The sequence below is a fragment of the Picosynechococcus sp. NKBG042902 genome (assembly GCF_963864045.1).
Lineage (GTDB): Bacteria > Cyanobacteriota > Cyanobacteriia > Cyanobacteriales > MRBY01 > MRBY01.
The window spans coordinates 131,847-155,275 of record NZ_CAWLTV010000070.1; the positions used below are offsets into that span (position 1 = coordinate 131,847).

Genomic DNA, 23,429 nt, shown 5'->3' on the forward strand with positions numbered 1-23,429 from the left:
TGTCCTTATTCTGTAGCATCTGAAAGAAACCCATGAAAACCAATCAGCTTTTAACATCCGTAAGTCGCTCTACTGCCCTGGCCTTTCTCGCACTTACCCTAGGACTTGGGGGCGAAAAAGCACTGGCCCAGTGGCAACCGACTATTTCTGTCCCAGAATTTAAAAACGAAACCAATGGCAGCTATTGGTGGTGGAACAGCAGCACCTCCCAAGAACTGGCCGATGCCCTCAGCAATGAACTTACTGCCACTGGCAACTTCCGCGTCGTTGAACGGCAAAACCTAGGGGCCGTCCTGTCAGAACAGGAATTAGCTGAATTGGGAATTGTTCGCCCAGAAACGGGAGCCCAACGGGGCCAAGTCACAGGGGCGCAATACATCGTGCTCGGTCAGATCACCTCCTACGAAGAAGGGGTCAAGGAAGAATCGACTGGCTTTGGGCTCAGTGGCATTCGGATCGGTGGCGTCCGGCTCGGCGGTGGTGGCCGTGGCTCTAGTGAAGAGGCCTACGTTGCCGTGGATCTACGGGTTGTTGACTCAACCACTGGGGAAGTGCTCTATGCGCGTACTGTTGAAGGAAAAGCAAAGTCTGATTCGACTTCCGGAGGTGCAACAGCGAGTTTTGCTGGGATTAATCTTGGTGGCGATCGCACCGAAACAAATCGCGCTCCCGTTGGCCAAGCGCTCCGGGCGGCCTTGATTGAAGCCACTGATTATCTCAGTTGTGTGATGGTCGAACAAAATGGCTGCATGGCCGAATATGAAGCGAAGGACGAGCGCCGTCGGGAAAATACCCGGAGTGTCCTTGATCTTTTCTAGACCATTGAGCTCGTTGCCCTTCCTTTAGGGACAATCAATATATAAGTCAGCGATCGCCGCTGATTTTTTTTGCCCATTTTTAGAAGACTTGTACCCCAAAAAAGCCCTTGAATCTTTGACGGCGGCTGCATATAATATAGAAAAGATAGTTTCTGTATCAAAAGTAACTAAATCAAGTTTTTCTTAAAGGGAGTTTAAGGCTATGCGGATGCGTAAAGAGAAAAATGAAACCCTCCGGGCGATGGAACGGGTTTGGGCGAGACATATGCTCAAGCAGCAAGATGCCCAGAACAAAAATGCGGATGCAGTCCGGGAAGCAAAGGAAATTCTTAACGAATACGGCGAATAAGTCAGTTAAATAATTTTTACGGTAGGCATATGTGTTCAAACATATGCTTTTTTCATGACCTGAAACCCCAGAATGGGCTAGCCTAACTCAAAACTGGTCACCCCAAAAATGTTTTGGACAGGAATCGTTGGGGGCGCTTGGGTATACATCCGCGCCGTTTCAAACACGGGCTGTAGTTGGTAGCGTTGGGCCAAGGCGATCGCCTCTGGATTAACCATGGGCACATCTAGGAAAAGTTCACTACCAGCGGGAAGACTGCCTTTGAGGGCGAGAAAGAGAACTGCCGCGATTTCGGCATTGTCAGCAAAGAGGGGGCCAATTTTATAACCCCGACGACAGGGACGCACCATGCCATAGCCTGTAATTTCAGTATTATTGACCATCACCCAGGTGGTGCTGTCCGGTTGCTGCAGCCAAGCTTTTAAAAAGGAGCGGCGATCGCCTGGAAAAAACCGCTGGTCATACTGACAAACTTCTTCAAGATTGACCGCTGTCAAGGGCTTCAAGCCCAGAGATTCCGGAATCTGGCCACCACCGAGACCACTGTAACGCACGTTGTTGTAGGCCAGGGTAAAGCCAGATTTTTTGTAGTTTTCCTGCTGGGCGACGACCCCATCGAGACCAACATTGCGACCAGCCACGGAGGCGATCGCTGCTTGCCAAATTTGCCAACCATAACCCTGGCCACGGTACTCTGGTTTGACGATATAGAAACCAATGAACGCAAAATTTGGGGCATATTTCACCGCCGAAATACTGGCGATCGCCTCCCCATCGAGCAAGCCCACCAGAAATCCCGTGGGATCGGCGGCATAGAAACTGGCGGCATCCTGTAGGCCGGGATTCCAACCTTCCTGGGCCGCCCACTCAACGGCTAAATCCAGTTCCGTTCGGGTCATGGTTCTGATGGTGTAGGTTCCGCTCATCGGCGATCGCCCCCGTAAATTTTTTTCAGTCTAGCTTGGATATTTTGGCGACTTTTTTGCTCTGTTGCATTTCCTGATAATTGCGTAGGATAAAAACAGTTTTTGGAGCGACATGGCGATGATTCCAGGCGAACTACGCCCCCAACCCGGGGAAATTGAACTGAATGCTGGCCGAGAAACAAAGATAGTTACGGTTGCCAACACCGGCGATCGCCCCATTCAGGTGGGGTCTCATTTCCATTTTTTTGAAGTCAATCGTGCCCTGCGGTTTGACCGGGCGGCTACAAAAGGAATGCGTTTAAATATCCCGGCGGGCACAGCAGTACGCTTTGAACCCGGTGACGAAAAGGACGTAGAATTAGTGGCCTTGGCGGGTCGTCGCCATGTGTATGGTCTGAATAATTTGGTAGATGGAGCATTGGACTAGATGAGCACAGTGATTGGGATTGATCTGGGGGGCACCGCCATCAAAGGGGGGAAATTTAGCCCTGATGGTCTTTGTTTAGCGGAAAAAGCAGTACCTACGCCCCAACCCAGTACCCCAACCGCTGTCGCCGAGGCGATCGCCAATTTAGTCAATGAACTCAACTCAGATCGTAGTTGTAAAGCGGTGGGGATCGGCATTCCTGGCCCAGTGGATGGTACAGCGCGCATTGCCAAGGTTGCGATCAATCTCAGTGGTTGGCAGGATGTCCCCCTCGCCGATTGGGTGGAAGCAAAAACTGGTTTACCCACAACGTTAAATAACGATGCCAACTGTGCCGGTCTGGGAGAAGCATGGTTGGGGGCGGGGCGCGATCGCCAAAATCTCCTGCTCATTACCCTAGGAACGGGAGTTGGTGGGGCGGTAATCCTCAACGGAAAACTTTTTACGGGCCATTACGGTGCCGCTGGCGAGTTGGGGCTGATTACCCTCAATCCCGATGGCCCCCCCTGCAATAGCGGTAATAATGGTTCCTTCGAGCAATATTGTTCGATCAATGGCGTTAAGCGGATTTCTGGTAAAGATCCTGGGGAATTAGGAGAACTGGCCCAGGCGGGAGATGCTGAGGCGATCGCCCATTGGCAAACCTACGGCAAACTGTTGGGGGCCGGGCTGACGAGCTTAATCTATATTTTCACCCCGGAAATGATTATCCTGGGGGGCGGCATCAGTGCCAGCAGTGACTTTTTCCTCCCAGCGGCGATCGCCGAAATTGAACGGCGGGTACTGCCTTCTTCGCGGGTGGATTTAAAACTGACCAAGGCCCAGTTAGGCAACAATGCCGGTATGGTGGGCGCAGCAAAACTCGCCCTCGAAAAAATCTCAAATACCCTGGACAATTAGGGAGAATTATTGATGCCATCTCTGCTAGCTTGATCTTTTTAAAAAGCCTCCGCCAAAATACGGAAACCCCGTAAACGTTATAGGAATTTACTGCAATGAGTTAGAAAACGAGATATTTGCATCTGTTTAGGGGAACTACAACTAAAGTAATCTCGTCCCTTAGTTATCCTCCTGGAATCCCTAAACCATGGCTTTCTACAAACAAATATCTACTTTTTGCAGTGCCGCTTCTTTGTTGACAATTCCCCTGGCGATCGCCCCGGCCCAAGCCCAACAAAGTTACCCCCTCGTCTGTCGGGGTGGTGGTGGCTTAAGCATCGTCAATACGGGCAACAATAACGTCAGAATCAATTTTCGGGCCGCTGCTGGCAGTGCCCCCCAAGGTTTGCAACCAGGGGAATGCAGTTGGCAAGATCGTGCCCTTCGCTCCGGAGAACCCAATGTGATTTGTGATACTGGTGTCCGTGCTGCCCAGTATCTCCCCAAGCTCATGCAAAGTAGCGAATCTACGACACTCCGAGTGTTTAACGATAATACTCAAGGCTGTATGCAAGTCGTTGGCTTAGGCGCGGCTCCGGTACCCCCTACCACCACCAATGCCAATGAGCGATCCCGTAATCCTGGCACGCCAAACACAAACCCAGCGACGCAGAATACGAATAACAATAACAACTCGTCTAATACCGCAAATACGGGAAATACTGGGAATGGTTCATTTACCAGCGGAAATCCTTCTAGTTCTGGGCAATTCCGGCCTGCTTTAAGGGGAATTTGGGAAACTACTTACAGCTATACCAATGGGGAACTGCAGGGCTATATCGATTGGGGATTGTCGACGGTTGGGGGGCCGGATAGCACTGATTTCATGACTATCACCACAGAGGGTTGGGACGCAAATCAAAATGCCTATGTAATCAAAGGAACTGTTCAACTAGGACTCCTGGGTGCCCCTTTGGGTGGCCCTGTGAGAGATTTTGAGATGACCTTTACGACGCCTTGTCAGTTTGAAGGGGTCTATGGCAACTCCCTAAACCGACCAATACCCTGGTCTGGCACTTGCCGCTGATCACGAGATTTTTTGACGGTGCAGAGAAATTTCCTTTAGGATAAAACCAGTTTTTCTGCACTGTATCTAGGTTGCGCCATGGTGGGCCGAAAGCTTGCTTTTAACCGTAATGCTGCCCTTGAAAAGGCAATGGAATTGTTTTGGGAAAAGGGTTACAGCGCCACAAGCCTTGCGGAACTTTTGGACTACATGGGGATCCAGCGGCAAAGTCTGTACAACACCTTTGGCAATAAACATGATTTGTTCCTGGAGGCGATCGCCTACTACGGCAAAATCGCAGTGCGCCAGCTAGAAGAGCGGCTCAATTATTCCGCTTCCCCCCTCGAAAATCTCCGAAATTTGTTTTATCAAACCGCAGACAATGCCAAGCTCCTCGGTTGTCGGGGCTGTTTTGTCGTCAATGCAATGATTGAACTCGCGCCCCACGATCCCCAGGTGGCCGTCCTTGTGGAAGATATTGCCACCAATGTCGAACAAATTTTTACGAGTACCCTCAATCAGGCGATCGCCAAAGGAGAATTGCCCCCCAATTTTGACAGCCCGAAAACTGCCCGTTACCTCTACCACGTCCTTCTAGGATTAAATACCCGCATTAAAGGCTTGCCTAACCCCGAACACCTTAGAGAAACCCTCGACCTCGCCCTGATGGTGCTGCAACCCCAATAAAAAAGCCCCCTGGCCGATGAACCAGAGAGCCCATTCTCCCCTGGGGGAGATGTCGCAGACAGTGGGGGCTAACTTCCCCTGGGGGAGATGCCGAAGGCAAAGGGGGTTAGTCGCGGCTAAAGGGGGTTAGTCGCGGCTATTGATGGCAATCAACAAGCGCAGAATAAACACAAATAGGTTGATATAGGTCAAATACATCGACAGAGCAGCCGAGAGATATTGCTCATTACGGTAGGCACGAGGCAACACATAGAAGTCAACTACCGCCGAACCAGCGAATAGTAACGTCCCTAAGCCAGAGATCCCGACCTCTAACCAACTGGGCGTGTAAACTCCAAAGAAAGCAAAACCAAGCTGGGCCAACAGCACTACAAACAAGGCAATAATTCCGAGGCGTACTGTTTGGGCCAGGGCTAAACCATCTTCATCGGAGAGGTTTGAGCCAATATTGCGCCCAATGATGAAAGTAATACCACAGCCGAGGGCTGCGATCCCAACCCCTTGGATCCCAACTCCTGCAGTACCAATGGCGAGGGCAACAATCCCTGTGAGGGTGTACCCAGAAAGTAGACTGTAGCCGGCCAAGAGAGGGAGGGCGACGCTATTATTTCCCTTTTCAGCGACTCCACGGGCAACGAAGAAGAGGGCCAATTCAGCGATCAGGGCAACCCAGAAGGTGGGCATAAAGATGCTGGGATTGGTTTGGATTACTCCCAAACCACCATAGGTTCCGAGGGCTGTCAGGAGTAGGCCACCCCCCAAGTAGGGCAGGGCATTTTTAATGACTTCTGGGCCAACCAGGGCTTGACCTTTGGCCTGCCGAATGGCGTCACGAAAATTACTGGTGTTGCTCATAAATAAGTGATTTGATGCTTGAAAAGTTAAAACTGCTTACTTTCTATTTTGACAAAACTTTTCGGGGGTGGCAGTACGGATTCCTTTACTGTTGGGGAGGCTTCCGGGGATAATAAACTTTGATTTGTGAACTGTCGTCAGTGAATTGAACTCACCATGCCGAAAACGGAGCGCCGGACGTTTCTGCTTGATTTTGAAAAACCTCTTTCGGAATTAGAATCACGCATCCATCAAATTCGTGATCTTGCTGCGGAGAATAATGTTGATGTTTCAGAACAGATTCAGCAGCTAGAGGCGCGGGCAGACCAGCTCCGGGAAGAAATTTTTAGTACCCTTACCCCGGCCCAACGGCTGCAATTGGCGCGGCATCCCCGGCGTCCCAGCACCCTTGATTATGTTCAAATGATGGCGGACGAATGGTTTGAACTCCATGGCGATCGCGGTGGTTCTGATGATCCGGCTCTCATTGGCGGGGTGGCTCGCTTTGATGGTCAACCGGTGATGATGCTAGGGCACCAAAAAGGACGGGATACGAAGGATAATGTCGCCCGGAATTTTGGCATGCCGGCTCCTGGGGGCTACCGTAAGGCGATGCGGCTGATGGACCATGCCAACCGCTTTGGGATGCCGATTTTAACGTTTATTGATACTCCTGGGGCTTGGGCGGGTTTAGAAGCGGAAAAGTTGGGCCAAGGGGAGGCGATCGCCTTTAACCTCCGGGAAATGTTTAGCCTCGATGTGCCGATTATTTGCACGGTCATTGGCGAAGGCGGTTCCGGTGGAGCCTTGGGGATTGGCGTTGGCGATCGCGTCTTAATGTTAAAAAATTCCGTTTACACAGTGGCGACCCCAGAGGCCTGTGCCGCCATTCTCTGGAAAGATGCCGGGAAATCAGAGCAGGCTGCCGCCGCCCTCAAGATTACAGCAGAGGATCTGAAAAGCCTTGAGATTATCGATGAAATTGTCCCAGAGCCAGCCTCCTGCGCCCACGCCGATCCCATTGGGGCCGCCCAACTCCTGAAAGCAGCGATCCAAAATAACCTCCAAGCCCTGCTGAAGCTGACGCCAGAACGCCGCCGTGAATTGCGCTACCAGCGGTTCCGGAAAATTGGTGTGTTTTTAGAAAGTTCCTAACTTTAGGATCTGGTTTGGCATTCATGGGTACTGATTCTAATCATTTAGCAATATTTTGTAACATTTCCGAAATTTTGCTAGGATAAGAAGCCGCTGAGCCCTAATGTGAACTATGGGACTTTCCCCCAATTTTGTTCCCTCGAAAGGCAGTGAAATCACCAATATCCTTTCGTCTCTATTGGTAAACAGAGTTTAGGTCGTGGACATTTTTTCTGGGATTTTCTATGGACTAAGCTAAATTTTTTTGCCCACCCATCGCGCTATGTTGAGTGCAGTTCCCTGCCCATGATCTCTCTTGTCCACCTTTGGCGATCGCCTCTGCCCCTAAATTCTTGCAAACCCTTGGCCTTTCTTCCTTCCTTTGCGATGGCAGCCCCCCTGATATCCAAGCTCAATGTTCAACAGCATGGCAAGTTCGGGATTTTGTTTAACGCCTCATCCATTGCCATTCCGCAACTCCTGATCCCCAGACCCACCCGGCTGTGCCGTCATCGAATGACGCAGCTTAGTCATGTCTGGCTAAAGTTTTGGCCGCTCCAGGATTTTTATTTCCGAAAGCGTCCCCAAAGTATTCTTCAAGGGATTCGACCATCCGTTGAGCCCAGTATTGAAGAATTGACCATGATCTCCAAAGCAGGGAATTCAACAGCTTATTGTTAGCGAGGATCTACTCTCCCCTGCCCCAGTTCCTTTTACTTCTTCATTCCATACCGAATTATGACAACATCTTCTTCAAGCGGCTTCAATGGTTCTACAAAAACCATGGCGACTGATGCTCTAGGTCGTGACCTCAATGATCTGGTAACTCGGCCAGACCGCAATAGCCACAATGGCAAAGCAGCAAGCATTCGCCCTGCCACAGAAGAAAGCCAGCAGAAAATGGCAGAGGCTGTGCATACGATGCTAGAAGCCGTTGGCGAAGATCCTGACCGTGAAGGTCTCCTAAAGACGCCGCTGCGGGTGGCAAAAGCCATGCAGTTTCTGACCCAAGGCTATAACCAGTCCCTTGAAGACATCGTCAATGGTGCAATTTTCGATGAAGGGCACAATGAAATGGTATTGGTGCGGGACATCGATTTCTTTAGCCTCTGCGAACACCATATGTTGCCCTTTATGGGTCGTGCCCACGTGGCCTATATCCCGAATCAAAAAGTTGTGGGCCTCAGCAAATTAGCGCGGATCGTTGAAATGTATTCCCGTCGTCTCCAGGTGCAAGAACGCCTGACCCGACAAATTGCAGAAGCGGTCCAAGAAATCCTTGACCCCCAAGGGGTTGCGGTGGTGATGGAAGGGATTCACATGTGTATGTCCATGCGGGGTGTCCAAAAGCCCGGTTCTTGGACTGTTACCAGTGCCATGATTGGGTGCTTCCAGAAAGAACAAAAAACCCGTGAAGAGTTTCTCAACTTGATTCGTCACCAACCCAGCTTTATTTAAGGCAATTTGGGATTGTAGCGTCGCAATCTAAAACATAGGTAAGAGAAGGACAGCCCTGGGGCTGTCCTTTCTGCTAAATTGCCTATCAGCAATGGAAATCGACCAGCATCCTAGGCGGCATAGGTCGGGAAATCGGTATAGCCTTCCGCGCCTGTGGGGGCATACCAAGTAGCCATATCTGCATCGGGGTTTAAGGCCCAGTTATTGGTGTAACGTTCAACAAGGTCAGGGTTACTAATAAAAGGACGGCCAATGGCAATTAGGTCCGCTTGCCCAGTGGCGATCGCCGTTTCTGCACTGCTTCGATCATAGCCACAATTACCCATGAGAACACCATCATAAACGGCCCGGAAATCAGCCAAGGTCAGCGGCTCTCCCAGTTCATGGAAGCCAAAGGCCAAACCATCCATCACATGAAGATAGGCCAAATTGTACCGATTGAGTTGACTGGCAGCATAGGTAAACTGCTCCCGGAAATCGGGCGAGCCCATATCATTAAAGGAACCATTGGGGGAAAAACGAACACCCACCCGACGGGAATCCCAGACCGTTGTTACCGCATCTAAAATTTCGAGGAGTAAACGACAACGATTCGTGGCGCTGCCACCATAGGCATCCGTACGATGATTCGTTTTCGATTGGAGGAATGTATCGAGTAAATAGCCGTTGGCGGAGTGAATCTCAATACCATCAAAGCCCGCTGCTTTTGCCCTGATTGCCGCCTGGCGATACTCCTCAATAATCCCAGGGATTTCTTCTGTTTCAATGGCCCTGGGGACTTCATAGGGCTGTTTGCCAAGGGGCGTATGAATTTCTTCGCCGTTATTAATTTTGATTGCGGAAGGGGCGATCGGCAATTGACCCCCATGGAAACTGCTATGGGAAGCGCGGCCCATGTGCCACAATTGCAAGAAAATCTTGCCGCCTTTGGCGTGGACGGCTTGGGTGGTGAGTTGCCATCCTTCAACCATGGCGTCCGTGTAAACACCTGGCGATTCATTCCAACCATTAGCCTGTTCTGAAATGGTTGTGGCCTCTGCAATAATTAGACCCGCCGAAGCCCGTTGGCCATAGTATTCCGCCATGAGCGCGTTGGGAATGCGATCTTTGCCAGCCCGTGCCCTGGTCATGGGAGCCATTACTACACGGTTTGCCAAGGGGAGATCCCAGAGGTGAAAGGGCTCTAAAAGCGTTGCAAAAGTCGTTGTCATAGATTTAATTGTTCTTTTTGACTACTTGGTCAATAAAATATTTGTTCATTGTAAACTTTTTTAACAATCTTCCTAAAAACCGAGATCTGTCTTAGCCAAATCTGCCTCGACAAACAAGGTTTCATCCGCCATCGTTTGCCAGTCATGGCAGCCAATTTCTTGGTAAAATGCCTGGTCATAGGAGCGCGTCCGCATCACTACCGGCATCGGGAGAGCATGACCCAGCACGAGAGCCTGTTGTTTGGAATCTAATTTGGCCAGGACAGAGCGTAGGTTGCCGCCCCCAGAGACCCCCGTAAAAATCGCATCAATATCTTTTTCGTCATTGAGCAAGCAAGTTACCCGCGTGCCAATTTGGGACATGACTTCGTTGTCGATACCGGAGGGACGTTGATCGACGACCAGGAGAGTGACAAAATATTTCCGCATTTCCCTGGCGATCGTGCCAAAAATGGTTTGGTGGACAATCTTAGAGTCTAAAAATCGGTGGGCTTCTTCAATGGTGATCACCAGGGGCGTCGGTTTATTCTGGACGTTTTTGGTTTGCAGGTACAGATCTGCTTTTTTCACATAGGCGGCGTGAATGCGTCGGGTAATCATGTTTGTCGCCAACATATACGACAGCATATTAGATTGAGAACCAAACTCAATGATTACGTGTTTCCCGGCATCAAGGCTCTGGAGCAGTTGATCGATGTAGTTAAAGGGGCAAGTTTGGCGGATATATTTAAGGTTTTCGAGTCGTTTTAATTTCCGCTGCAGAGCCATAATAGAACCAGCATGGCCTTGGCGTTCTTCGCAAAAGAGGCGAATATCTTCATTGCTCATCTCCAGAAGTTTGACAATCCAGGTACGGCCAAACTCAGAATAGAGGACGTTGGCATTATCGAGACTCGCTTCAGATAGCCCTAGTTCAAAGCCAACGAGCCGAATATCTTCAATTTCAATTTGATCGAAGCTGAGGTAAAGTTCCTGGGCATCGCGTACCCCCCGCCGCTGAGTGGATTCTGAATCGAGGGTATAGATTTCGACTTGACCGGGGAAAAGCTGCCGGAGACCTTTAACGGTACTGACGCCTTTGCCCTCTTCAATCGCTTCCCAACCGTATTCAGAATGCATATCAAACATCAGGTTTACGGCGGCCCGTCGCTTGATAATGCCAGACAGCAATAACCGGGTTAGGAAGGATTTGCCGGTGCCAGACTTACCAAAAATGCCGTTACTTCGTTCCACAAAGCGGTCAAGGTCGAGGCAAATGGGCACATCCATATCGAGGGGACGGCCAATGGCAAATTTTTTGTGGTGGGGGTCGTCCTCCCAACCAAATACTCGTCGAAAGTCTTGTTCGTTGGCTTCGTAAACTTGACTGAAGTGACTAGGGATCGTTTTTACGGGCAGTAGCTCAAGGGTCTCAAAGTTTTCTGTTTCGTACTCTTCTGCTTGGCTGGGGGTAAACATCAGCATCGGTGCGAGTTCGACGGTGCCATAGGTGCTGGTTCCGGCGAGGACGGCTTGGAGGAAATCGTCGTTGGGATTGGGTGGATCGGCGAGGATGCGGGGGCTAGAGGTGCCCAGGGAAACATCGGTGAGAAGACAGAAAAATTGGGAGCGGCTCCCTTTGACGACGAGAAATTTACCGACGCGCATTTCTTCGACGGACACATCGCCATGGAGACGGACTTCGAGGCCTTGGCTTAGGGAACCTTGAATTACGGAGCCAAGGGGGTGTTCGGTGGTCATGGGCAACTGAAGAAGGGGGGCTTAGAGGTTGGTCGGAACGTCGATGGTTTGGGGACTAGGGCTGGGGGTGGTGAGACGTTGCCAGGTGTTGATTTGGGTTTGGGCGGCGTCGTAGGCAGCGGTATTGCGGGGGATTTGACGAGCGGTGGCGATCGCCTGGGGGATTGAGATATTGGCTTGGCTCTGGGCTACAGAGAGAATCCGATAGCTCCATTGGTCAGCGGCCTGTTTTCCTTCGGCCCGCAGTTGGCTAGCGCTGCTGGGAATTTCTTGGGTAAGGTTAATGGCTTCTACCCAGGCAGAGACAGAGTTACCATTGGCCACTTGGTAGGCGCGATTGAGATTATTGATCGCGGTTTGTTCTTGACGCCAACTCCTGACCCTAGACTGCATTTCGTCATAAAGAACACGGTTCGGGGCAATTTGGTTGGCAACGGCGATCGCCTCATCGAAGCGTTTTTGTTGGCCAAGGGCCACAGCTCGGTCAAAGATCGGCTGATCTTCAGTCCGTTCAATGGTGTTGCGCCACTGACGAATATTTTCTTGGGCTTCGTTGTAGAGGGCGCGACCGGATTGGATCGTGCGGGCTTCGGCGATCGCCTCCTGGAGACGATTGGTCGCCGCTAAATCTTTTGCATAGGCCAGGGTGGGAGAGTCTTCGGCAATTTCAATTTGGCGACGCCATTGGCGAATTTTTTGGCGGGCTTCATCGTAACGGGGGTTGCCTGAGGGGACACGGTTGAGCTGGGCGATCGCCCGTTCATAGTCGGCGATATTTCCCCCCTGGGCCAATTCCTCAGCCTGTTCTAGGATCGCCACGTCCTCAATTTCCCGTTGCCAACGACTAATCAGACCTTGGGCCTGGTCATAGACAGCACTGGCGGGCTGAATACTTTGGATTTGCACCAGGGCTGTTTCGAGATCCTTAACGGTTCCTTGGTTCGCCCTAAGGCCAGCTTGGGCCAGAATTCGCCAATCGACCACCACGTTGTCGAGGTTCAGTTGATCCGGTAGGCGATCGCAGAGGGCAAGTAGGTCATCCCAGCGGCGTTCATCAATAATGTTGTCGGTGTAGTCAATGATTTTTTCGCGGGCGTCACTAATTAAACGTTGGGCCTGGGGGTAAGCATAGCTATCTTGGCTAATGTTACTCGCCTGGGCGATCGCCTGGAGCCAATTTTCTAAACCGCCCCGACGCAGGGCTGCATAGGCCCCTTCTAGCTGCTCCGTTTCCTTGCGGGCCAACTGAATTTGCGCCATGGCCTCATCGTACTTCACCGTAGCCCAGTAGCGATTGTCTAAATAACTGAGTTGGACGACTGTTCGCATCGCCTGGCTTAAATCTCCTGCTTCGAGTTGCCGTTGCAGGCTAGCTAGAATCGCTTCTCCCTCTTGCCAAATATCTTCCCAGGCCGTGATTTGGGCCTCAATTTCTGCTTGAAAACCGGCCTTTTCGGGAATATCGCGCACCATGGCGATCGCCTCATCTAACTTTCCCGCCTGGAATTCCACCTCAGCAAGGGCAATAATTTGCGAAACCCACACCTCAATGTTGCGGTCAATATCCGCCCGGAGGGGGTGATTCTCCGAAAAACCACTCACCATCCGAATCGCCTTTAGGTAGCTGGCAAGAGTCTGTTTCTCCGCTTCGATCTGGGCGCAATATAAGCGGGTTGTGGCGGAGGCTAAAGGCAAGAATAGGGCACTGCAATTGTTGCTGCCATTAAAGCTCAGGAGAACCGATGTCGCCAGAAAACCGACCCCCCCTGATAGGAAAATTAAGAGCAACCCTAACCATTGCCAATTGGGCAAGAGAAATTGGCGTTTACGCGGAACCTCAAGGATTTCTGTCTCTGTCTCTGCCGTTGCTTGCTCTGGATCCCCATTGGCGATCGCCGTCGTTTCCATGCTTAAATCTTGCGTCCCAGACGCTTCCGATAAACCTGCTTCAGTCGATAACACTGGCTGCGATTGGGTGCCAACGGAAGAAACGGATTGCACTTGCGAGGGATCAGGTTTCTGGCTCATATAAACCGGAGGCTAAAATTTTGCAGACATGGATAGCTAAGATCTATGATACGTTCTACGCGATTTCATAAAAATTGGCATCATCATAGCATAGGCATCTTAAGCGTTTGGGCGCAGCACAAACCAAAAAATTGACAGCCTTTCCAAAGTTCTTTTTCAATAAATTAAGGAAGAGATATCGCCAAGGCCGTTTTATATCAGCTATTCTTGATTCTCTCGGTAGGATGTAGACAGAGATTTATAGATATGTCTGATAATATGGGCATCATTCGTCCCTTACTCAAAATCTGAAAGGCACCTCCGCTGCATCCTAGTGAGACTGCCCCATCACCACTCTGTACTATATAAATCGTTAAGGATAGGTTTGAAAGATGGAACAACAGCCTGAAACCCAAGTAGAAACTGGTACAACTCCGTTTAACAACGAAGCACCCGGTCCCATGACCTCCCCCCAAACCGAGCAGCCTTGGCAAGAAGCAGTCAAACCCATCACGGATTTTCTGTCTGAACTGCCTGAGGAGCTAGGGAAATTTTTCGCCGACTACAAACAACCCCTGATCACCGTCGGTTTGATTGTGGCAGCTTTGATCACCGTCAAGCTGACCTTCGCACTAATCGGTGCCATTAACGATATTCCCCTATTAGCACCCACCTTTGAGCTGATTGGTATCTCTTACACAGCATGGTTTGTCTATCGCTATTTGCTTAAAGCTTCAAACCGTGATGAATTGCTGGCAGAATTCAATTCTCTTAAGTCTCAAGTATTGGGTAAAAAATAAGCCTAAATTTTGCATTCGGACTTGCCTTTCCTCGGCAGATGCCGGGGAATTTTTAGTTTTTGAGGATGTCGAATAATTACTAAAAACAAAGCTATTCAACTTCTACTACTAATATTTAAAAAAACATGCCTCAAAATATAAATCACAAAGATATTTCAGTTATCATTCCTACTTACAATCGAGATATTCAAGTAGTTCAAAGAACTATTGATTCAATTCTTCAGCTTCAAGAAGTTGAAAACGAGCGACTTTCGCTTGAAATATTAATTATTGATCAAAATTTTCCAAGACTAAATCTAAAAAGTCAATATAGCAACTCTGAACTTGGCTTCCATGAGATATATGCTGAAGATATAAGTAATCAAAACTATATAGAAAAATCCAAGAATTACTTAATTCATTTATTTGGGCTAAATCCCTCTGTTACTAAAGCAAAAAATTTTGCTCTGTCTCATTGTTGCGGGAAATATATAGTTTTTTTGATGATGATGTCGAAGTTCATCAAAATTGTCTTAAAAACTATGTAAATCTTCTAAAAAAAATCCTCATATTGGTTTTCTTGGTGGTAGAGAAATTATTGCAACTCAAGCAGGAAAACGCTCATACTGGAAGTCTCTTTTGTTAAATTTTCTATTCAAAGTTTCTATCAAAAAAGACCATGAATACATCGCAAACAATAAATATATTGGGCGAATCCAATCCAACTCATTCATGTATTGGAATTTTGATGAAGACTGCGAAGAATTAATCAAAATTGATTCGGCACGAGGCTGCAATTGGGCAACAACAAATACAATTCTAAAATCAAACAACTTGAAGTTTGATACTTGCTTCGATGGATGTGCCTTGCGTGAGGAATCAGATTTATATCTAAGGATTATTGCACTAGGATATCAGGGGTTCTACACTGCAAGCTCAGTGGTCACTCACTATAGACAACCAGGAGGGTGCAATAATCTATTATCTGATACACAAGTTTTTTTGTCTAAGCTTAAAAATGAGCAGTATTTTCAAAAAAAACATTTTTCAAATGTATCGAAAATATTTTTTTCTTGAGGATACTGCCATTATGCCTCCAGTATTTTAAGATTAGTTTTGGAAGCAGCTTGTTAATGTTGATAAAAGCAACTATAGAGTTATAGTTCAATGATTCTTGATTTTTTTTAAGAGAATCAGAAGTGATGTTAGTTTTAGAGTAAAGAGTATCTTTCGAATCAGAAATAAGATTTTTCTTTTTTGAAATTCAAAGTAATTAATTAGGTTGTAGAGATTTTGCTTTTTTAGTACTGTACGGCATTCTTGTAGTAGTTTATCCTCTTGTTGGCTAGAAACTCCATTTCCTTCCATTAATACAGTAGCCTTCTCGTAATACAAGCCTCTAAGTAACTTTTTTTCAAGCCTGCAAGCAAAGTCGAAATCCATAGCGAGTTTATACTCCAAGCTGAATGTCCCAATTCGATCAAAAATCTCTCGTCTGACAATTAAAGTTTGATGAGGATATGGCATTCCTCTACCTAATGGCTTAAAAGTTGGGCGTAGTCTGATTTTTCCAGCAAGAGAATCTAAAAAGTAAATGTCAGAATAAATATATTCATATTTTTCCAACAATTGATTTGCTATTTTTAAATAGTTTCTATCGATTAGCAAATCACCACTGTTCAAGAAAACTATTCCTTTCCCTGTTGCCAGTTTAATTCCTTTGTTAAAAGCATCAGAAATACCTTGATCTGGTTCAGAGATAAAAAGTCCGTTGAATTTTTCTTCAAGATACTTTTTGTTTTTAAACATGTACCACCATTGATTACGATTTTTTCAACTTCTTCTAAATCTTTAATAGACTCAAGTGTGGCATAGAGTTGATCAAAATTATTGAATGTGATTGTAATAATAGAAATCAAAGAGTCTCATCCTAAACGCTCTTTACAAAGACATAAAGTAATTTTTTCTCTAAACAAATAAATTCAAACGATGTAAATATAATAAATGAAATTGCTTCATCGTAGTTTCCTGGAGCATGTAAAGAATATGATCGGCTTGGAGAAGCGTACCATCATTGCGGCAACTACCTCGATAACGGAGTTGGACTTGGGTGGGGCTAATGACTTTTTCGAGGGCGATCGCCGTTAACATTTCTCGGAGATTCAGTTGCTTAGTTTTGCCAGACTTCGTTTTCTTTTCGAGGAGAATTTCCGGAGTCTGACGGATGGTTTCGAGCCAGGCTTCCCATTGTGCCGCAGAAACGGGTTCTTCGGTTTCAAGATCAATCAGATATTCTGCTTCCGTGAGGAGCGCAGTGGCGGCCTTAGAACGAACGGGCACTTCTTCTACCCGATAGATCGGCATATCAAGGGGCAATTGTTCAGCGAGTCGTTGCCGAAAATCCTCTAAATCCAAGACTTGGCGCAACTCAAAATCAATAATTTCTCCTGAGCTGGTGGCTCCTAATGATAGGGCATTGGCGATGGAAATACGGGGGCTCGGATGAAAGCCGTTGGTAAAAGCCACGGGAATTGAGGCACGGCGCACGGCTCGATCAAATAAACGGACTAAATCGAGGTGACTAACCAGGCGCATATCCCCTTGCTTACCAAACCAAACCCGGAACCGTTGTAGGCGTTCTTGATCCTTTTGGAATTGGCCGACAAATTCGGGAATTTCGGGCGGTTGATAGACGACATTATGGCCAAAATCGGTGCTGCAGACGCCACAATGGGAACAACCATCAAAGGCACAGTCGGGAATGGTTGCTGCTTCGAGGGCTCGCTTTAAATCGTCCTTGAGCCACTGCTTGTCAATGCCTGTGTTGAGGTGATCCCAGGGCAAGGGGGCGTCGAGGGGGTCGTTGTCGGTGGTTTCAAAAACATTCCACTCGCCACTTTCGACTTTGCGGTATTTCCAGGTGAGGTCGGATTCGGCGATCGCCTGCTCCCAAGCGCCATAGGCTTTGTCTAAATTCTCCCACCAGGAATCCATGCCAGCCCCTAGTTCCCAGGCTCGGCGAACGACTTTACCCAAACGGCGATCGCCCCGGCCAACGAAATCCTCCATGGCTGAAATGCGCACATCGGTATAGTTCACCTTCACGCCGCGAATCGGTCGAAAAGCTTCCCGCAACAGTTCCTGTTTACGCTTAAATTCTGTCGTCGAAACCGAATGCCACTGGAAAGGTGTGTGGGGTTTCGGGGTGAAATTAGAAATGGTGATGTTGAAGTTTAAACGGCGATTGCTCAGGGACGCACATTCCCGCCGCAGCCATTGCACCGTTTCCGCGATGCCCAACACATCGAGATCCGTTTCTCCAGGGAGACCGATCATGAAATAAAGCTTGACCTTATCCCAGCCCTCTTTTACCGCGGTTTGGATACCCCGTAGCAGTTCTTCGTTCGTCAAACCCTTATTGATCACATCCCGCATTCGTTGGGTGCCCGCTTCTGGGGCAAAGGTTAAACCCGCTTTACGCGTCCCACCGACAATATTGGCAATATTTTCATCAAAGCGATCAACCCGCTGGCTAGGCAGAGATAGGGAAATGTTTTCGTCCTTGAGGCGATTTTTAATCTCGACTCCTACCGCTGGCAACGAGAGATAGTCAGAACAACTGAGGGAAAGTAGAGAAAATTCGTTGTAACCCGTCGCCCGCATTCCTTTTTCAATGGCATCGACGACTTTCTCTGGTTCGACATCCGTTGCAGGCCGCGTTAACATTCCCGGTTGGCAGAAGCGACAACCCCGGGTACAACCCCGGCGAATTTCCACCGTCAGGCGATCATGAACTGTTTCCACATAGGGCACAAGGCCGATGGAATAGGCGGGGATTGGCGTGGCGACACGACGCAAAATTCGCTTGGGCACTTCGTCACGGGTTGGATGCACAGAACCATCCGCCGCCATTGCATAGAAACGAGGCACATAAACCCCTGGCACCTGGGCTAAATCCAGCAGAGTTTCTTCCTTACCCAGACCGTTAACCTTGGCTTCTTCGAGGATAAAACCCACTTCGGGCAAAAGTTCTTCGCCATCGCCCAGAACGATAAAGTCAAAAAAGTCGGCATAGGGTTCTGGGTTAGAGGTGGCTGTTTGTCCCCCCGCAAAAATGAACGGATAATTTCCTTGATCTCGTTCCTGCCAAGTGAGGGGAATCTGGGCAAGGGTAAGCATTTCCAGAATATTTGTCGCCCCCAGTTCATAGCTCAAGCTAAAGCCGAGAATGTCAAATTCCAACAGCGATCGCCTGGATTCGAGGGCAAACAGCGGCAGATTTTTTTCCTTTAACTTCTCGCTCAGATCAGCGGCGGGTAGATAAGTGCGATCGCACAACTGTCGAGGTTGAGCATTAATCACGTTGTAGAGCAGGATATGGCCCAAATTCGAGGAACCCACCTCATAGACTTCCGGATAGGTCAGCACCCAACGCACCACCGCCCCTTGCCAAGGCTTATGGATTGCACCCAGTTCATTACCCAAGTAGCGCGCTGGTTTGAAAATATCCGTCGTAATCAGCGCTTCGTAATCAGCCGGTTGAGGAAGACAGGGAGCCGTTGCCACAGGTGATGAACCTCCAAGGGAGTCGAGGGAAACAATTCAGTCCCCCATTATACCGGAGAGCCTTCGAGATGCTAGGCCGCGAGCAACCGGGATGCCTGCGCAAAAAATTCTGCTTCATCTTTGAAAATGCGCACAAACTGCTCCATTTGGGTCAGCTCCAATACCATACGCACCTGGGAATTGATCCCACAACAGCCGAGGCGTTTACCATGGGATTCTGCCAATTTTGTGCCCTGACTGAGCACCACCGCCGCCGCACTGTCGATAAATTCTACCTGCTGGAGATCGACTAAAATTTCTCGACTGAATTCGTCGTTAATGGCCCCATGGAGCGATCGCCAAAATACGTCAAGATTTGAGGTTGTCAAAGCACAATTTGGGCGCAGAATAACAGGCTGTTGGTTTTTATCCATCGGTAGACTCTCCCCAGGGGAACTTCCCTGTTTACCCATCGTCTTAGTCACAACTTTTATACAAAAATCAAACAACTTTTTCGGTTGAGAAAACCCTGAAAAGGCTGCTAAACATTTGATTTGGGATAGAACCATTGTATGGGGGAGACTCAAAAATCAGGTGTGATGATAACTTATCCTGAACAAAAACATCTCGTTACCAAAAGATCCTTTATTGCTTCGAGAACGGTATGTTTGTTTACATTTTTTCTAAAAAAAGAAGCCCGAAGTTTAAAAATTATTTAAGACCGGGGAGAAATTGTGTAAACACCTCGAAAATGGAACCATGACCTAAACAAATTCCACCACTTTACGCTATTTAGACCATTCATTATTTACCCTTAATCAGCGACAATAAGAGAATCTTTCTTTTGTAATGAAATCAGTTCCTCATTTAGGGAAACATTACTATTGTGAGTACGCCATTTATGATTCGTCGTTTAGTGGAAAAAGCCCTTTTCATTAAACAGATGACCCCCGAAATTGAAAACGCGATCAACTCCGAGTTGACACGCCTTGGCCATGTTTCCGATGCGGATTATGAAGCCCTCGAACTTTTGATGGCAGAAATGGATGCGGGCCGGATTCAGCTTGTGCCCAGTCGCTTTATCTTTTGATTTTGACAAGACCCTTAAGCTGGCTGGGGTTTGGGGGCTGAGGGACAAAGGTTGGCGATCGCACAAATCTCACATTGAGGTTTTCTGGCATTACAGACGGCGCGACCATGGTAAATCAGACGGATCGACCAGTTTTCCCACTCCGGCTGGGGAATTAATTTCATCAAATCCCGTTCAATTTGTACCGGATTCTCAGATTTTGTCAGGCGCAAACGATTACTCAGCCGTTTCACATGGGTATCCACCGTCACTCCCGCACAAATCCCAAAAGCATGGGCCAGAACAACATTGGCCGTTTTCCGCGCCACACCGGGCAAGGTCAGAAGCTCTTCCATGGTTTGCGGCACTTCCCCATTGAAAACCGCCATAATCCGCTGGCAAGCTCCCTGAATATTTTTCGCTTTATTTCGATAAAATCCCGTTGAGCGCACTAGCTGTTCAATGTCTTCCACGTCTGCTCCCGCAAAGGCCGCCGCATCAGGAAATCGGGCAAAGAGCGCCGGTGTAACTTTATTTACTCGCTCGTCGGTACATTGGGCTGAAAGAATGGTTGCCACCATGAGTTGCACGGGGGTTTCATAGTCCAAACTACAGGTGGCATCGGGATAGAGTTCGTGGAGTTTTTCGAGAACGGCGATCGCCCGTTTTTTCTTACTACGCGGGTAATGAATTGCCATGGGCACTATTTTTCCTGTGGCTTCACGGTAAACTAATCAAGATTCATTATTGACCTGATTTCGTTTCCCATGGCAACCTACCTCATTGAAGTTGGTACAGAAGAACTCCCTGCTGATTTTGTCGCGGCGGCGATCGCCCAATTAAAAGACCGCGTTTCCCATAGCCTCACGGAGTATTTTCTCACCCCAGACGGAATCGAAGTCTACGGAACCCCCCGACGCCTGGCTGTGTTAATCCAAGGGTTGCCAGACCAGCAGGCTGATCGGGAAGAAGAAATTAAAGGCCCCCCCGCTGCCGCCGCATTCAAAGAAGGTCAACCCACCAAGGCCGCTGAAGGCTTTGCCCGCAAACAGGGGGTTGAACTCTCCGCCCTGGAAGTACGCCCCACGGAAAAAGGAGACTTTGTCTTTGTCCAAAAGAAAACCCTCGGTCGCCCCACCCCAGAAATTTTGCAGGAACTGGTTTTAGGTTGGTTTACGGCCCTCGAAGGGCGGCGCTTTATGCGGTGGGCCGATGGTGATCTGCGCTTTCCACGGCCGATTCGCTGGTTGGTTTCCCTTTGGAATGATGCTGTTTTACCCCTGGAATTGGTGAATGGCTCCGGTAAGTTAGAAGCGGGTCGTATTTCTCGTGGGCACCGGATTTTACATCAAGGGGATGTGACCCTGAGTAGTGCGGCTGATTATGTGGTGACCTTGCAACAAGCCTTCGTGGAAGTTGATCCCCAGGTGCGGGAAGAAAAAATTGTTGCTGGTGTCAAAGCGGCGGCAGCAGAGATTGGTGGCGAAGCAGAAATGCCCGCTGATCTCCTCGCTGAAGTGGTGAATTTGGTGGAATATCCCACGGCGGTAGTCGGCGACATTGAAGCGGAATTTTTAGAGCTACCCACAGAGGTAATTACGACGGTGATGGTCACCCATCAGCGGTATTTTGCGGTGCGCGATCGCCAAGATAAAACGAAGCTTCTCCCGAAATTTATTACGATTTCCAATGGTGATCCCAAGAAATCAGAGATCATCGCTGCGGGGAATGGTCGGGTGATCCGGGCGCGGTTAGCCGATGGTCAATTTTTCTATCGGGCCGATTGCGATGAACATTTAGAAACCTATTTGCCCCAACTAGAAGCTGTCACCTTCCAGGAAGAATTAGGGACGATGCGGGACAAGGTAGACCGCATTATGGAAATTTCCCAGCAGATCGCGGAACAGCTTGGCCTGTCTGAGGCGGACAAAGAAATTATTGCCAGCACCGCCATGCTCTGTAAGGCGGATTTGGTGACCCAGATGGTCTATGAATTCCCAGAACTCCAAGGCATCATGGGTCAAAAGTATGCCCTGGTCAGTGGGGAAGCGCCCGCCGTGGCCGAGGGAATTTTTGAGCATTATCTACCCCGCAATGCCGATGATATTTTGCCCCAAACCCTTGCGGGTCAAGTGGTGGGCATGGGCGATCGCCTCGATACGTTGCTTAGTATTTTTGGCCTGGGGATGATCCCTTCTGGTTCCTCGGATCCTTTTGCACTGCGACGGGCGGCCAATGCAATTATTACCGTCGCTTGGGACGCGGGTCTTGAAATTGACCTTGGAGAACTGTTAGCCCAGGGTGCGAAGGATTTTGTTACGGCTCACCCCGATAAAACCTCTCCCCTCGAAGCCCTGCAAAGCTTCTTTATTCAGCGGATTCAGACTCTGCTCCAGGACGAAAAAGGTATTGATTATGACCTGGTGAATGCGGTGCTCGGTGATGATGCAGAATACACTGAACGGGCCTTAACGGATTTACTGGATGTCGGCGATCGCGCTGCCTTTTTACAGAGCATTCGTGACGATGGTCAACTCGCAAAAATCTACGCCACCGTGAACCGTTCTGCAAAGTTGGCCGCCAAGGGGAACCTCAGCACGGATAGTCTCGATCCGACAGGGGTAATTAACCCGGAGAAATTTGCGCAAAATTCCGAGCGCGATCTCTATGCCGGCTTAGTGGAACTCGTGCCCACCACCGAAGCGGCCCGCACCGAACGGGATTACCAAAAACTGATCGATGGGTTAGCGGCCCTGGCCCCCACAGTTGAGCGGTTCTTTGATGGGGAGGATAGTGTTTTGGTGATGGCAGAAGATCCTGCTGTGCGGGAAAATCGCCTCAATCTCCTTGGGCTGTTGCGGAACCACGCGCGGGTTCTGGCAGATTTCGGGGCGATCGTTAAACAGTAGATCCTTGTTTATTTTTAGAGTCATGGCAGGGACATAAAGCTGTCTCTGTCAGGGTTTCCCCTGAGAAGCAATACAGTTCAATTTTTGGAGCGATCTAAAGTTCGGGAACCCGTACATTATCAGGAGTTGTCTGGATTTAATTTTCTCCGCTAAATTAGCACTCAGAGATTGAGAGTGCTAAACTTCAATCTAGCTAAATTTAGTCGTTTATTGATCTGGAGAAATTATCCATGGCAGCAATTAGCATCAATGTTTCTACCCTCAAGCCCCTCGGCGATCGCGTTTTCGTAAAGGTCAGCGAATCTGAAGAGAAAACTGCTGGTGGGATCCTCCTCCCCGATAGTGCCAAAGAAAAGCCCCAAATCGGTGAAGTTGTGGCTGTTGGTGAAGGGAAGCGCAATGATGACGGTAGCCGTTCCGCCGTTGATGTCAAAGTTGGCGATAAAGTTCTCTACTCCAAGTACGCTGGTACTGATATCAAACTCAGTGGTGATGACTACGTGCTTCTTTCTGAGAAAGATATCCTCGCAACCGTTGCGTAATTATTTTTAGGTTTGACCTAAGCAATCGTTTCAGATTTTTCTATTTTTT

Annotated in this window: 23 protein-coding genes; 14 read left to right on the forward strand and 9 right to left on the reverse strand. The window is 48.7% G+C overall.

Annotated elements, in window-relative coordinates; genetic code table 11:
* The first annotated feature begins 32 nt into the window (after window positions 1-32).
* Both AACR41_RS09405 and AACR41_RS09410 read left to right on the forward strand, forming a co-directional pair.
* Window positions 33-818 carry a CsgG/HfaB family protein gene (locus tag AACR41_RS09405; RefSeq protein WP_012308031.1) on the forward strand — a complete coding sequence of 262 codons (786 nt, stop codon included), beginning with the start codon at window positions 33-35 and terminating at the stop codon, window positions 816-818.
* A gap of 202 nt (window positions 819-1,020) precedes the next feature.
* Complete coding sequence (locus AACR41_RS09410) at window positions 1,021-1,167, forward strand: hypothetical protein (RefSeq protein WP_156785474.1); 147 nt, start codon at window positions 1,021-1,023, stop codon at window positions 1,165-1,167.
* 77 nt (window positions 1,168-1,244) lie between these two features.
* Here AACR41_RS09410 and AACR41_RS09415 read toward each other — a convergent pair whose 3' ends face one another.
* Window positions 1,245-2,093, reverse strand: a complete 849-nt coding sequence (locus AACR41_RS09415; RefSeq protein ID WP_030006915.1) for a GNAT family N-acetyltransferase — start codon at window positions 2,091-2,093, stop codon at window positions 1,245-1,247.
* Window positions 2,094-2,211: 118 nt separating this feature from the next.
* On the opposite strand from AACR41_RS09415, the gene AACR41_RS09420 reads away from it, so the two are divergent.
* From AACR41_RS09420 to AACR41_RS09435, 4 genes are all read left to right on the forward strand, one after another.
* The gene (locus AACR41_RS09420) at window positions 2,212-2,520 is read left to right on the forward strand and encodes an urease subunit beta (RefSeq protein ID WP_030006916.1); all 309 of its coding nucleotides are present in this window, start codon (window positions 2,212-2,214) and stop codon (window positions 2,518-2,520) included.
* Window positions 2,521-3,420, forward strand: coding sequence for an ROK family protein (locus AACR41_RS09425; RefSeq protein ID WP_030006917.1), 900 nt, complete (start codon window positions 2,521-2,523; stop codon window positions 3,418-3,420). It begins immediately after the preceding gene.
* A 187-nt stretch (window positions 3,421-3,607) separates the two neighbouring features.
* Window positions 3,608-4,486: a hypothetical protein gene (locus tag AACR41_RS09430; protein ID WP_072007983.1), complete on the forward strand. Its 879-nt coding sequence runs from the start codon at window positions 3,608-3,610 to the stop codon at window positions 4,484-4,486.
* 78 nt (window positions 4,487-4,564) lie between these two features.
* Complete coding sequence (locus tag AACR41_RS09435; RefSeq protein ID WP_030006919.1) at window positions 4,565-5,152, forward strand: TetR/AcrR family transcriptional regulator; 588 nt, start codon at window positions 4,565-4,567, stop codon at window positions 5,150-5,152.
* Window positions 5,153-5,278: 126 nt separating this feature from the next.
* Here AACR41_RS09435 and AACR41_RS09440 read toward each other — a convergent pair whose 3' ends face one another.
* Window positions 5,279-6,007, reverse strand: coding sequence for a Bax inhibitor-1/YccA family protein (locus AACR41_RS09440; protein WP_030006920.1), 729 nt, complete (start codon window positions 6,005-6,007; stop codon window positions 5,279-5,281).
* Window positions 6,008-6,163: 156 nt separating this feature from the next.
* Here AACR41_RS09440 and accA point away from each other — a divergent pair, with 156 nt between their 5' ends.
* The 3 genes from accA (at window position 6,164) to folE (ending at window position 8,578) form a co-directional block, all read left to right on the forward strand.
* Window positions 6,164-7,141 carry an acetyl-CoA carboxylase carboxyl transferase subunit alpha gene (accA, locus tag AACR41_RS09445; protein ID WP_030006921.1) on the forward strand — a complete coding sequence of 326 codons (978 nt, stop codon included), beginning with the start codon at window positions 6,164-6,166 and terminating at the stop codon, window positions 7,139-7,141.
* A gap of 285 nt (window positions 7,142-7,426) precedes the next feature.
* The gene (locus AACR41_RS09450; RefSeq protein WP_152550992.1) at window positions 7,427-7,801 is read left to right on the forward strand and encodes a hypothetical protein; all 375 of its coding nucleotides are present in this window, start codon (window positions 7,427-7,429) and stop codon (window positions 7,799-7,801) included.
* Window positions 7,802-7,858: 57 nt separating this feature from the next.
* Window positions 7,859-8,578 (forward strand): GTP cyclohydrolase I FolE, encoded by a 720-nt coding sequence (gene folE / locus AACR41_RS09455; RefSeq protein ID WP_012308040.1) that lies wholly within the window; start codon window positions 7,859-7,861, stop codon window positions 8,576-8,578.
* Between the two features lie 110 nt (window positions 8,579-8,688).
* Here folE and AACR41_RS09460 read toward each other — a convergent pair whose 3' ends face one another.
* The 3 genes from AACR41_RS09460 to AACR41_RS09470 all read right to left on the reverse strand — a co-directional run bounded on the left by AACR41_RS09460 (window position 8,689) and on the right by AACR41_RS09470 (window position 13,557).
* Complete coding sequence (locus tag AACR41_RS09460) at window positions 8,689-9,798, reverse strand: alkene reductase (protein ID WP_315862023.1); 1,110 nt, start codon at window positions 9,796-9,798, stop codon at window positions 8,689-8,691.
* A 63-nt stretch (window positions 9,799-9,861) separates the two neighbouring features.
* Entirely contained in the window at window positions 9,862-11,529 is a 1,668-nt protein-coding gene (locus tag AACR41_RS09465; RefSeq protein ID WP_030006924.1) for a helicase HerA domain-containing protein, read from the reverse strand.
* Between the two features lie 21 nt (window positions 11,530-11,550).
* Window positions 11,551-13,557, reverse strand: a complete 2,007-nt coding sequence (locus tag AACR41_RS09470; RefSeq protein WP_223209907.1) for a hypothetical protein — start codon at window positions 13,555-13,557, stop codon at window positions 11,551-11,553.
* Window positions 13,558-13,928: 371 nt separating this feature from the next.
* On the opposite strand from AACR41_RS09470, the gene AACR41_RS09475 reads away from it, so the two are divergent.
* Window positions 13,929-14,336 carry a CAAD domain-containing protein gene (locus AACR41_RS09475; protein ID WP_012308044.1) on the forward strand — a complete coding sequence of 136 codons (408 nt, stop codon included), beginning with the start codon at window positions 13,929-13,931 and terminating at the stop codon, window positions 14,334-14,336.
* 125 nt (window positions 14,337-14,461) lie between these two features.
* Window positions 14,462-14,863 carry a hypothetical protein gene (locus AACR41_RS09480; protein ID WP_030006926.1) on the forward strand — a complete coding sequence of 134 codons (402 nt, stop codon included), beginning with the start codon at window positions 14,462-14,464 and terminating at the stop codon, window positions 14,861-14,863.
* A 616-nt stretch (window positions 14,864-15,479) separates the two neighbouring features.
* On the opposite strand, the gene AACR41_RS09485 is transcribed toward AACR41_RS09480, so the two are convergent.
* The 3 genes from AACR41_RS09485 to AACR41_RS09495 all read right to left on the reverse strand — a co-directional run bounded on the left by AACR41_RS09485 (window position 15,480) and on the right by AACR41_RS09495 (window position 19,345).
* A complete protein-coding gene (locus AACR41_RS09485; RefSeq protein ID WP_030006928.1) occupies window positions 15,480-16,124 on the reverse strand; it encodes a hypothetical protein in 645 nt (214 codons plus the stop codon).
* Between the two features lie 159 nt (window positions 16,125-16,283).
* On the reverse strand, window positions 16,284-18,881 hold the full coding sequence (locus tag AACR41_RS09490) for a TIGR03960 family B12-binding radical SAM protein (RefSeq protein ID WP_045441857.1): 2,598 nt from the start codon (window positions 18,879-18,881) through the stop codon (window positions 16,284-16,286).
* A 71-nt stretch (window positions 18,882-18,952) separates the two neighbouring features.
* Window positions 18,953-19,345 (reverse strand): STAS domain-containing protein, encoded by a 393-nt coding sequence (locus AACR41_RS09495; protein ID WP_161768737.1) that lies wholly within the window; start codon window positions 19,343-19,345, stop codon window positions 18,953-18,955.
* Window positions 19,346-19,761: 416 nt separating this feature from the next.
* On the opposite strand from AACR41_RS09495, the gene AACR41_RS09500 reads away from it, so the two are divergent.
* Complete coding sequence (locus tag AACR41_RS09500) at window positions 19,762-19,950, forward strand: hypothetical protein (RefSeq protein ID WP_198158658.1); 189 nt, start codon at window positions 19,762-19,764, stop codon at window positions 19,948-19,950.
* A 14-nt stretch (window positions 19,951-19,964) separates the two neighbouring features.
* Here the strand turns inward: AACR41_RS09500 and nth are convergent, their stop codons facing one another.
* Window positions 19,965-20,627, reverse strand: a complete 663-nt coding sequence (gene nth, locus AACR41_RS09505) for an endonuclease III (protein ID WP_030006931.1) — start codon at window positions 20,625-20,627, stop codon at window positions 19,965-19,967.
* Window positions 20,628-20,696: 69 nt separating this feature from the next.
* On the opposite strand from nth, the gene glyS reads away from it, so the two are divergent.
* Window positions 20,697-22,838, forward strand: coding sequence for a glycine--tRNA ligase subunit beta (glyS, locus tag AACR41_RS09510; protein ID WP_030006932.1), 2,142 nt, complete (start codon window positions 20,697-20,699; stop codon window positions 22,836-22,838).
* A 230-nt stretch (window positions 22,839-23,068) separates the two neighbouring features.
* A complete protein-coding gene (gene groES / locus AACR41_RS09515) occupies window positions 23,069-23,380 on the forward strand; it encodes a co-chaperone GroES (protein WP_012308053.1) in 312 nt (103 codons plus the stop codon).
* The last annotated feature ends 49 nt before the right edge of the window (window positions 23,381-23,429 follow it).

What these genes read in the sequence shown, in the direction of transcription:
- AACR41_RS09405 (WP_012308031.1), top strand. Translation starts at nt 33, where the DNA reads ATGAAAACCAATCAGCTTTTAACATCCGTAAGTCGCTCTACTGCCCTG.
- AACR41_RS09410 (WP_156785474.1), top strand. Translation starts at nt 1,021, where the DNA reads ATGCGGATGCGTAAAGAGAAAAATGAAACCCTCCGGGCGATGGAACGG.
- AACR41_RS09415 (WP_030006915.1), bottom strand. Translation starts at nt 2,093, where the DNA reads ATGAGCGGAACCTACACCATCAGAACCATGACCCGAACGGAACTGGAT.
- AACR41_RS09420 (WP_030006916.1), top strand. Translation starts at nt 2,212, where the DNA reads ATGATTCCAGGCGAACTACGCCCCCAACCCGGGGAAATTGAACTGAAT.
- AACR41_RS09425 (WP_030006917.1), top strand. Translation starts at nt 2,521, where the DNA reads ATGAGCACAGTGATTGGGATTGATCTGGGGGGCACCGCCATCAAAGGG.
- AACR41_RS09430 (WP_072007983.1), top strand. Translation starts at nt 3,608, where the DNA reads ATGGCTTTCTACAAACAAATATCTACTTTTTGCAGTGCCGCTTCTTTG.
- AACR41_RS09435 (WP_030006919.1), top strand. Translation starts at nt 4,565, where the DNA reads ATGGTGGGCCGAAAGCTTGCTTTTAACCGTAATGCTGCCCTTGAAAAG.
- AACR41_RS09440 (WP_030006920.1), bottom strand. Translation starts at nt 6,007, where the DNA reads ATGAGCAACACCAGTAATTTTCGTGACGCCATTCGGCAGGCCAAAGGT.
- accA (WP_030006921.1), top strand. Translation starts at nt 6,164, where the DNA reads ATGCCGAAAACGGAGCGCCGGACGTTTCTGCTTGATTTTGAAAAACCT.
- AACR41_RS09450 (WP_152550992.1), top strand. Translation starts at nt 7,427, where the DNA reads ATGATCTCTCTTGTCCACCTTTGGCGATCGCCTCTGCCCCTAAATTCT.
- folE (WP_012308040.1), top strand. Translation starts at nt 7,859, where the DNA reads ATGACAACATCTTCTTCAAGCGGCTTCAATGGTTCTACAAAAACCATG.
- AACR41_RS09465 (WP_030006924.1), bottom strand. Translation starts at nt 11,529, where the DNA reads ATGACCACCGAACACCCCCTTGGCTCCGTAATTCAAGGTTCCCTAAGC.
- AACR41_RS09470 (WP_223209907.1), bottom strand. Translation starts at nt 13,557, where the DNA reads ATGAGCCAGAAACCTGATCCCTCGCAAGTGCAATCCGTTTCTTCCGTT.
- AACR41_RS09475 (WP_012308044.1), top strand. Translation starts at nt 13,929, where the DNA reads ATGGAACAACAGCCTGAAACCCAAGTAGAAACTGGTACAACTCCGTTT.
- AACR41_RS09480 (WP_030006926.1), top strand. Translation starts at nt 14,462, where the DNA reads ATGCCTCAAAATATAAATCACAAAGATATTTCAGTTATCATTCCTACT.
- AACR41_RS09485 (WP_030006928.1), bottom strand. Translation starts at nt 16,124, where the DNA reads ATGTTTAAAAACAAAAAGTATCTTGAAGAAAAATTCAACGGACTTTTT.
- AACR41_RS09500 (WP_198158658.1), top strand. Translation starts at nt 19,762, where the DNA reads ATGATTCGTCGTTTAGTGGAAAAAGCCCTTTTCATTAAACAGATGACC.
- nth (WP_030006931.1), bottom strand. Translation starts at nt 20,627, where the DNA reads ATGGCAATTCATTACCCGCGTAGTAAGAAAAAACGGGCGATCGCCGTT.
- glyS (WP_030006932.1), top strand. Translation starts at nt 20,697, where the DNA reads ATGGCAACCTACCTCATTGAAGTTGGTACAGAAGAACTCCCTGCTGAT.
- groES (WP_012308053.1), top strand. Translation starts at nt 23,069, where the DNA reads ATGGCAGCAATTAGCATCAATGTTTCTACCCTCAAGCCCCTCGGCGAT.